General features: G+C 58.8%; 12 protein-coding genes. 7 read left to right on the top strand and 5 right to left on the bottom strand.

The genetic code is table 11. The features are described from left to right. Window positions 1–51: 51 nt before the first annotated feature. Entirely contained in the window at window positions 52–309 is a 258-nt protein-coding gene (locus tag AAAB16_RS24695) for a DUF3077 domain-containing protein (RefSeq protein WP_340665730.1), read from the bottom strand. Window positions 310–492: 183 nt separating this feature from the next. On the opposite strand from AAAB16_RS24695, the gene AAAB16_RS24690 reads away from it, so the two are divergent. The 3 genes from AAAB16_RS24690 (at window position 493) to AAAB16_RS24680 (ending at window position 2,643) form a co-directional block, all read left to right on the top strand. Next, window positions 493–852 carry a helix-turn-helix transcriptional regulator gene (locus AAAB16_RS24690; protein WP_340665729.1) on the top strand — a complete coding sequence of 120 codons (360 nt, stop codon included), beginning with the start codon at window positions 493–495 and terminating at the stop codon, window positions 850–852. Between the two features lie 44 nt (window positions 853–896). Beyond that, window positions 897–1,751 carry a tetratricopeptide repeat protein gene (locus tag AAAB16_RS24685; RefSeq protein WP_340665728.1) on the top strand — a complete coding sequence of 285 codons (855 nt, stop codon included), beginning with the start codon at window positions 897–899 and terminating at the stop codon, window positions 1,749–1,751. Window positions 1,752–1,884: 133 nt separating this feature from the next. Continuing rightward, on the top strand, window positions 1,885–2,643 hold the full coding sequence (locus AAAB16_RS24680; protein ID WP_340665727.1) for a hypothetical protein: 759 nt from the start codon (window positions 1,885–1,887) through the stop codon (window positions 2,641–2,643). A 236-nt stretch (window positions 2,644–2,879) separates the two neighbouring features. Here the strand turns inward: AAAB16_RS24680 and AAAB16_RS24675 are convergent, their stop codons facing one another. Next, a complete protein-coding gene (locus AAAB16_RS24675; RefSeq protein WP_340665726.1) occupies window positions 2,880–3,785 on the bottom strand; it encodes a LysR family transcriptional regulator in 906 nt (301 codons plus the stop codon). 114 nt (window positions 3,786–3,899) lie between these two features. On the opposite strand from AAAB16_RS24675, the gene AAAB16_RS24670 reads away from it, so the two are divergent. Then, on the top strand, window positions 3,900–4,406 hold the full coding sequence (locus AAAB16_RS24670) for an SRPBCC domain-containing protein (RefSeq protein ID WP_340665725.1): 507 nt from the start codon (window positions 3,900–3,902) through the stop codon (window positions 4,404–4,406). Window positions 4,407–4,475: 69 nt separating this feature from the next. Here the strand turns inward: AAAB16_RS24670 and panB are convergent, their stop codons facing one another. Beyond that, window positions 4,476–5,330 carry a 3-methyl-2-oxobutanoate hydroxymethyltransferase gene (gene panB, locus AAAB16_RS24665; RefSeq protein ID WP_340665724.1) on the bottom strand — a complete coding sequence of 285 codons (855 nt, stop codon included), beginning with the start codon at window positions 5,328–5,330 and terminating at the stop codon, window positions 4,476–4,478. A 20-nt stretch (window positions 5,331–5,350) separates the two neighbouring features. Then, the gene (locus tag AAAB16_RS24660) at window positions 5,351–5,968 is read right to left on the bottom strand and encodes a LysE family translocator (protein WP_340665723.1); all 618 of its coding nucleotides are present in this window, start codon (window positions 5,966–5,968) and stop codon (window positions 5,351–5,353) included. A gap of 140 nt (window positions 5,969–6,108) precedes the next feature. Here AAAB16_RS24660 and AAAB16_RS24655 point away from each other — a divergent pair, with 140 nt between their 5' ends. From AAAB16_RS24655 to AAAB16_RS24645, 3 genes are all read left to right on the top strand, one after another. Further along, complete coding sequence (locus tag AAAB16_RS24655) at window positions 6,109–6,561, top strand: Lrp/AsnC family transcriptional regulator (protein WP_340665722.1); 453 nt, start codon at window positions 6,109–6,111, stop codon at window positions 6,559–6,561. Between the two features lie 316 nt (window positions 6,562–6,877). Further along, window positions 6,878–7,288 carry a carboxymuconolactone decarboxylase family protein gene (locus tag AAAB16_RS24650; protein WP_340665721.1) on the top strand — a complete coding sequence of 137 codons (411 nt, stop codon included), beginning with the start codon at window positions 6,878–6,880 and terminating at the stop codon, window positions 7,286–7,288. 43 nt (window positions 7,289–7,331) lie between these two features. Next, the gene (locus AAAB16_RS24645; protein ID WP_340665720.1) at window positions 7,332–7,703 is read left to right on the top strand and encodes a MerR family DNA-binding transcriptional regulator; all 372 of its coding nucleotides are present in this window, start codon (window positions 7,332–7,334) and stop codon (window positions 7,701–7,703) included. 121 nt (window positions 7,704–7,824) lie between these two features. Here the strand turns inward: AAAB16_RS24645 and AAAB16_RS24640 are convergent, their stop codons facing one another. Then, complete coding sequence (locus AAAB16_RS24640; protein ID WP_340665719.1) at window positions 7,825–8,196, bottom strand: DUF2846 domain-containing protein; 372 nt, start codon at window positions 8,194–8,196, stop codon at window positions 7,825–7,827. Between the last annotated feature and the right edge of the window lie 518 nt (window positions 8,197–8,714).

The raw sequence follows: 8,714 nt of genomic DNA, 5'->3' as shown, positions 1-8,714 counted from the left end.
ACAAAAAAGCGGGCCAGCAACACGCTGGCCCGCCTGCTGTAGCGCTAACGCTTAAGCCTGAACCGGCTCCTTCTTACACGCCGCCACAACCGCGTGGGCCATCTCGCTCAAATACTGCAACGTGGCATTGGCCGAGCCCTTGCTGGTGCTGGCATCGCACACCACCAAATGCTCAATGCAGCCCAACAAAATGGCGGCCTGCTCCAACGCATCGTCCACTGGAATGCCGGGGTTAACCGAAAACAGCGGCCGGCCTTCGGTAGGTGAGAAGTGGGTTTGCGTGGTTACTGGGGAAGTTGTCTGAATCATGGATTCCGTTCTCTCAATGGATTTAGGGTAATGCTCGGCGGGCCGAATCCTCTTTTCCGGCAACCGAGCGGCTGCAACCTTGCTCGGCAGTAAGAGCGCCGGGCATAGTGCGGTGACGTGCGCAAACGTGAGCACGTGATTGCAATTTTGCACGATAAAGCGTGCATGTAAAGGATGTTTAGCTTGAAAAACCGTGCTTCCGAAATTTCCTCAGCGCAAAGTGCAGGCGAGCGGCTACGTGAAGAACGAACCCGCCTTGGCGCCAACCAGGAAGACTTCGCCCAGATCGGTGGAGTGAACCGTAATACCCAGGGCGCGTACGAAAAGGATGAGCGAAACCCGGACGTTAAGTACCTGGCTGCGCTCGCTGCGCGTGGCGTGGACGTGCTCTACGTCGTAACCGGCGAGCGCGTGCCGATGAAGAGCGATGGCTTGACGGTTGAAGAGGCAGAGTTGTTGCTCGCGTATCGGGTTATGAGCGAAGCAGACCGCCTGGCCCTGTCGCGGGTAGCCGGCGCTCTCGCCAAAAGCCAGAACCGCTAAACGGCTATCGACCGCTTGCTGTCGCCAAGCTAGGGAACGTTTATATGCAAGACTCCTCGCCACCTGCGCAGGTAATCATCGTGCCGCAAACAACATTCGCCGAACGCTTCACCCCCCTAAGCACCACCCTGCATGACCCCGAAGGCATTTTCAGCGGCTCACAAATGTATGCCGACCTGAGCGCCTTAATCCCCCTGGCCAAGGCCCAAGGTGAGCACTCCGCCGAGCTGGCCCAGCTCTACGCCGCCCTGGCCTTGTTGCAGGGCAAGCGCGATGAGTGGGAAGAGCAGCGCACCTTTGGCCTGCAAGCCTTGGCCATTCAACAGCGCAACCCGGTGTTGCCGGCGGATGAGGTGCTGGCGCTGCATTACAGCCTGTCGCTGGGCGCCGCCGAGTTGGAGCAGCCAGAGCAGGTGATTGAGCATTTGCGTGCCGCCATCGCCTTGATTCCGCAAGACCATAGCCTGAGCCAACGGCAGCACTTCGGCCTGCGCCAGGAGTTGGGTTATTGGCTGCACCTGCAGGGCGACTACGCCGCGGCGTTGGCCTATAACCGCCAGTTGTTGGCAGATGCCGAAGCGGCGTTCGGCGCGGATGAGGCTGAGCTCACCGGCATGCTGACCAACTTGGCGCAGAACACCTATGAGCTAAAAGAGTGGGCGCAGAGCGAGGCGTACTTGCAGCGTGTGGTGAGCCTGTCGCGCCAGCATCACAAGCTGGATATCGAACTTGACGGCCTGTTTCAACTAGGTGTGCTGGCCCATGAGCGGGGCGACAATGGGCGGGCGCTGGGCTATTTCCAACAACGTATTGAGCTAGCTCGCGAGGCCGATGATGACTACCTGCTGGAGCGCGCCGAGGAGGATCTGGCCGAGTTCAAGCAGCGTGCGGGCGGCTAGAAATGGGCGCTGCTTTGCACTTTCACCGCTGGCGTGCAGTCGATATCGGCAGAGCGGGCTGCGCGGCCCTATAAAGAGTCACGCGGTGCAGATAGGCTAATGCTCCGCCAACGGCGCCGAAGGAAGCACACGCATGGATTTGGTTTGGATTGCCGCTGCAATTTTTGTCTGCCTGCTGGCGGCAGCGCTATTGATGATGCACTTCTGCCCGAAGCTGCCCTCTCACCACCGCGACGAAGAAACCAATACGGTGGTGCGCCTGCTGGCCAACCTGTTTGTGGTCATGACCTCGCTGGTGTTTGGCCTGCTGATCAATTCGGCCAAAAACACCTTTGAAGGCATCGACGCCGATGTACATATGTTTGCCACCAAAATGATCATTCTCGACCGCGCCTTACGCACCTACGGCCCGAGTGCCGACGAGGCGCGCAAACGGCTTGAAGAGTACGTTGAACAAGCCATCGAACACCCTTCCCGCAGCGACGATGCCCTGCACCAGCAACCGAGCATCAGCGGCCAATACCTCGACCGCTTGGGCGATGCGCTCCGGGTGATCACCCCTCATGATCGCTACCACGAAACCATGCTGGTGGAAGCGCGCCAGCAATACCACGGGCTGATGGAACAGCGCTGGAAGTTGCTGGAGCAATCGGAAGGCGCGATTCCCGCACCCCTGATCGCCATGCTAGTGGCCTGGATGATGCTGATCTTCGCCGCCTTCGGCTACCACGCCCCGCGTAACGGCATGATGGTCGGCATGTTTGCCGTATCCGCGCTGCTGATCGCGGCCTCGGTGGCGCTGGTGCTGGATATGGATATTCCCTTTAGCGGCTCTATCCAGATATCTGACGCACCGCAGAGGCGGGCGCTGGCGGAGATTCAGTTGCCGTGAGGGCGATTGTAGGGGCTGGCCCACTCTGACCAGGCTGCGCCTCAATACATGGGTGCAGCGAGCCGGAAAGCGATGAACACTTTGCTAGATTGACGCGCCTCAGCAGGGAAATCCCAGGCTAGAGGCTTCCTGTGTACTGGCTACGAGTCGTCGATGGAAACAGATAGCAATCGGCTAGAAGCGGCCTGTCGTCACCCGTTGCACTACCACGAGCAACGCCAAGCAAACGCGATGTATTACTTAAGGCCAGCAGATGCGCACGTTTCAAATAACAAGGACCGCACCCACTGTTGCGCGGGGTGGTGATGGGTACGCTCATGCCACGCCACTGTCTTGCTGAAGCCCTCAATGGGCAGCGGCGCCTCGCACACGCGCAGTCCATCGCTGTTTTTAACCAGCCGCTCGGGCACCACGGCGATCAGGTCACTACTGCGCAGCACTTCGAGCAGCAGTAGAAAACTGGTTAGCGACAAGCTTACTCGCCGCTCCCGTCCCAGCTGGGCGAGCGCCTTGTCGGTAACGCCGCGAAAGCCACCTCCGACATAAGACACGATCGCGTGGTCCAGGGCGCAGAACGTGTCCAGCGTCATGCGTGGCGCCGCCGGGTGGTCTTCGCGCATTACGCAGACGTAGCGCTCGTCGTAGAGGTGGCGGGCGTGCAGTCCGTCGGGCGTGGTTTCCGGCGTGAGTATCGCCAGGTCCAGTTCGCCATCTTCCAACTGGCTCACCACACGGTTGTCGTCCACCGGCAACGCCGCGACCCGAATGCCCGGTGCGCGCAGCCGCAGTGTGGTGAGAAAGGGCATCAGGATGCTGCGCTGCGCATAGTCCGTAGCGGCGATGGAAATAGTCAGGTTGGCGTTGGAAGGTTCAAACGTTGCTGGCTGGAGGAGCGAATCGATTTCCGCCAGAACACGCTTTATCGGCACAGCCAGTTCCAGCGCGCGTGGCGTGGGTACTAAACCCCGTTGTGAGCGGACAAACAGGGGGTCATCAAAGCTTTCGCGCAGGCGCGTAAGCATGCCGCTGACGGCCGGCTGGGTGACCGCCAAACGGGCTGCTGCACGCGTGACGGTGCCTTCATCAAGCAGCGCGTCCAGGGCCTTGAGCAGATTGAGGTCGACGGTTCTGATATCACGCATGGTTATGCGCTTCCTCAGCAATGGTGATTGGTCTTATGAAACCAGGGTCATCATCATTGTTTTTGTCCGCGCTGTCTTGCTGCTTGCACGGCGCACCTTGTTGAGGAGATTTCCATGAACCACATCATCTGGCCGGAAGACTACATCCCCGGTTTTACCGAGAACTTTGTCTCCAACGAAATCATCGTCGCCGGGCTTAGTGCAGCGAAAATCTGGCCGTTTCTGGCCAATCCGGCGCAGTGGCCCAGCTATTACGGCAACTCGGCCAACGTGCGCTTTTACGATGACCAGCGGCCGGAGTTGGCAGAGGGCGTGCGTTTCTACTTTGAAACCTTCGGCTTTCCTGTGGAGGCGGCCTGCACCGAGTATGTGGCGCCCGCCAATGGCCAACCGGGGCGCGTGGCATGGCACGGTTGGGCAGGTGAAGGCGACACACGTCTGGACGTTCACCACGCCTGGTTGGTGGAAGATTTGCAAGGTGGGCGGGTTCGTGTGCTGACCCAGGAAACGCAAAAGGGTAAACCTGCGCTGGAGCTGGCAAAGGCGAAGCCCAACCCGATGATCAATGGCCATCAGGATTGGCTGGAGGGGCTGGTCAGTATCGCCACCGCCCGGCGCTAACGCGGCGTAGTGTGGCAAACGGATGATCGACGCGCGCCTGGCAGTGGTCGTGATACCGGCACGAGCGCTTCATTCCTCTACGTCATGGAAGGTGTGCTCCGGCCCCGGAAACACACCGCTGTTTACCTCGCCAGCAAACGTCTGCGCGGCCTGATAAAGCATGCTGCGTAGGTCGACGTATTGTTTAACGAAGCGAGGCAGTCGCCCGCTGCGTAGGCCAGCCATGTCTTGCCAGACCAGTACCTGAGCATCACATTCATTGCCCGCGCCAATCCCTACCGTAGGGATGGATACGGCGCGGGTGACGGACGCGGCAACCTCGCCGGGCACCATTTCGATCAATAGTGCGAAGGCGCCCGCGCGCTCCAGCGCGCACGCCAACTCCACCAATCGCTGAGCGTCTGAGCCACGTCCCTGTACCCGATAGCCTCCCAACTGGTGCTCGGCCTGCGGGGTGAAGCCGATATGGGCCATCACCGGTATGCCAGACGTTGCCAGCTTCTGTACGTGCGGGAGAATCTCGATGCCCCCCTCGATCTTCACCGCATGGGCGCCGGCCTCTTTCATAAAGCGCACGGCGGTATGAAAACATTGCTCGGCACTGCCTTGGTAAGAGCCGAAGGGCAGGTCGGCGATGACCAATGCCCGCCGAGTCGCACGGGTGACTGCACGCGCCAGTGGAATGAGTTCGTCGACGGTCACGGTCAAGGTCGAGTCGTAACCGAAGACGTTGTTGGCCGCAGAGTCTCCGACCAGCAAGACAGGAATACCGGCGTGCTCGAAAATCTCGGCGGTATAGACGTCATAGGCCGTCAGCATTGCCCACTTCTGTCCGAGTTTCTTCATCTGCTTGAGATGATTGATGCGTACGCGAGTAGGTCGAGCGTTGTCCGCTTGACCGTATGGGAGCGATTGTTCGCCCATGGATGCACCTCGTGCTGGATTCAGCCGAACATCTGTTCAGCCAGCAAAATCAGGCCAACCACCATCATGGCCGCTCCGGAACACTGGTTGACCCAGCGCGCTGCACGCGGGCTTGCTTTGAGCACCGATTCAGCGCTGTAGCCAACCAGCAAATAAACCACCCCGCAGCTGGTGGTATGGACCAGTCCCAACGCGAGCATTTGAGCGGGAATCGGCCAGTCGGAAGCAGGTTCGGTGAACTGCGGAAGCAACGCCAGAAACAACAAAAACACCTTGGGGTTGAGGCCGCTGATGCAGGCTCCCTTGGCTGCCCAGCGCAGCCAGGAGTCGCTGTGCTCGGCATCCCCGGCCTGTGGCTGAGCCGGACGTCGCAAGAGGTTGAAACCCAGCCAGATCAGGTAGCCCGCGCCGACAACCGTCATCGCCGTCAGTACCCGTGGCGAGCGGGCGACAAGCGCGCCAACGCCTGCCGCAACAAACAACGTAGCGAGTAAATGGCCGCCGAGTAACCCTGCCACAGCGGGAAGCACCACCCGCCCGCGCATGCCCGCCGTGATGGCATAGGCCCAATCCGCCCCCGGCGTTATCACAAAAAGAAAAGACACCGCCCAGAACGCGGCAAAGGTGCTCACACTCATCCCATTCTCCGAAGTGGCGAGGCCATTACCGCGTAGCGGCCTGTCGCAGCTGAATTCGGATTGGAAGAATATAGAGGTTTAGTCGGGATAATCTTTTAAACTCGCTCGCATATGCGCCGCTTCGAGGGAGTATTTTTCAATTGGACCGACTTGATAGAAAGATTCTTGCCGAACTGCAAGAGGATGGACGACTCACCGTTACCGAACTGGCTGATCGAGTGGGCTTGAGCCTGTCGCCCTGCCATCGCCGCGTAAAGGCGATGGAAGAGTCGGGCGCCATCCAGGGGTACAGGGCGCAACTGGACCCGGTTACGTTGGGGCTTAACTTCTCGGCGCTTGTGTTTGCCACATTACGGGAGGGCAACCGCGAGGCCGTGGCGGCATTCGAAACCGCTTTGCTCGACATCCCGCACATCATCGATGCCCAACGTCTGTTTGGTGAACCGGACTACTTGCTGCACGTGGTAACCCACGACTTGCCGGCCTTCCAAAAGCTGTATGACGAACAGTTGTCAGACTTGCCCAACGTGCAGCGGCTTACATCGACCCTGGTAATGAAGCGTGTGATCCGGGATCGAGTGTTGCCGTTATGAGGCACGGCTTTTCTGACCAGAAACGGACGTTTTTAGAGTAAGAAAATAGATCTGACCCTTTTCCCCGACAGTTTGGGCACGAGATGTAGGTGTCGCTAAGACCGGTGAAAAGGAGGCGGTTCATTCCGTCCCCTTTTCTACAAAAGTCCCTCCCACCCCCGCTTGACTTAGAGCGCACTCTAACCAATAGCCTCCTTGTTACCCCGCCAAAGCGGCCAGCGCCGTTGCGCGGTTTCACTCAAGGAGCACTGTCATGGCATCAACAAAACTCGGCGTCGCAGTGGGCCTTATGCTTTCTGCACTCGGCGTCTCAGCGATGGCTAGCGAAACGGACGCCCGCCGTGAGAAAGGCGCCCTATCCCTGGAAAAAATTACTGGTGCCACCGGCGAGGCCGTGGTCAATTCGCTGAGCGATATCGCGCCAGAGCTTGGCGACTGGATCGTCGACTTTGCTTATGGCGACGTGTTCTCCAGGCCGGGGCTGGCGTTGTGCACGCGCGAGTTGACGACCATCTCGGCGCTCACCGCCCTGGGCAACGCGCAACCGCAACTGAAAGTGCATATCGAAGGCGCGCTGAATGTGGGCTGCAAACCCGAAGAGATCGTTGAAGTCATCATGCAGATGGCGGTGTACGCAGGCTTTCCCAGTGCGTTGAACGGCATTAGTGCGACGCGTGAAGTGTTTGCCAAGCGCGGCATCAAGCTGGCCGCCGCTCGCCTCGATTAAACGAAGCGGTATTGGCGAATAACGCTGACGGAGAATGGCGCCTATGGATGCCCACCAGACGTTTGACCAAGTCGCCAAACGCACCGGTCTTACCGCCTACACCCTGCGCTATTACAAACGCATCAGCCTGCTGGCGCCAGTGGCCCGCGCCCCCAGTCGGGCAACGGTGGTATGCGCCCAAAGACATGGCTTGGCTGGAATTTCTGCTGCGCCTGCGCACCACCCTTATGTCCATCGGAAATATGTAGGCCTTGCTGCCCTGCGCAGCGCCGCAGACGCCACCATTCCCGCGCCCCGCGAGCTATTGGAGAGTCACTTGCAAATTGCACAGGCAGACGTTGCGCGGATGCAGAAAGCGGTGGAGGCATTGCAGGCGAAGATCGAGCCTTACAAGGAGTTGGAAAGCGGGTTTTGAGAACGCCCGGCAGGATGGGTTGAAGAGGATCGTCGACGGGTGGATTTGGTTAAAAGGGGGACATTAAAGCGGCAACTCATCAGCTGAACAGATGAGCTGCCGACTCGACACTATGCGCTCGCTACTTGGCCAACTCACACTTTTGCAGGTGCTGTTGGCCAATGGCTTCGGACACTTGAGTGAGTTTGGCACCGCCTACGAATACGCCCATTTTTATTGACTGACGTACGTAGTAGTTCTGCCCGCCAATCGCCGTGAGCGAGATGCTGTTGTCGCTGAACTCAGACTCGGTAGCGATGGTGTGAGTGCCAGCATCGAGCAAGCGGTAGAAATACACGCGATTGGCTGTTTCGCCGATGACTTGGCCATCCACCTTAACCGTCTTTTTCAGTCCTTGGCCGGCAAAACTATCCCGGTAGATGTAGAGCCCAGCCTTATCGGCCGCAGGCGCGTTGAACGCTTTCAAGGCGGCATCCGCCTCGGGTGTGTCCATGGGCACAGACACACAACCTGTGGTTACCGCAAAAGCGACTGCAACAGCGAATAGTTTGATCCAGTTACGCATCGGAAATCCTTTTCACAAAAGAGAGGGTTTAAATGCTGCAAAAAGCCTCTTGGCCCCAGCGGCGCGAAGTATGCCACGGTTTTATTGTTGGCAGCTTCGCGAGTGATTGGAGGGACGAGTGTCTTGGATTGGGCAATGGGGGAGGCGGTGAATGTTCGCTTCCAGCCAGGAAATGGGTCAATAAATGAACTAAAAAGCTTGCGGCTGAAGCCGGTCTTTTAGAGGATCGGGGTTTGTTGTAGGAGCGGCTTCAGCCGCGATGTTTTGACTCTAGATACAGGCCGGAGACGGCTGTTTCTGGGCCGATTGCTGCCTGCTATTACGTTGAAAAATGCTGAAAGCAACCGCCTAAGTGATGGGGCGAGTAGGGTGTTCAAGCTTTACCGGCATGGTGAATCAACCTCAACCGATGGGTTGTACAACCCTTCCGGCCCCTACAGCGGGTG

The organism is Pseudomonas sp. (assembly GCF_037994325.1).
In the GTDB taxonomy this organism is placed as follows: Bacteria; Pseudomonadota; Gammaproteobacteria; order Pseudomonadales; family Pseudomonadaceae; genus Aquipseudomonas.
The sequence above is the reverse complement of the archived record's forward strand: the minus strand, read 5'-3'. Positions and strand labels throughout refer to the sequence as shown.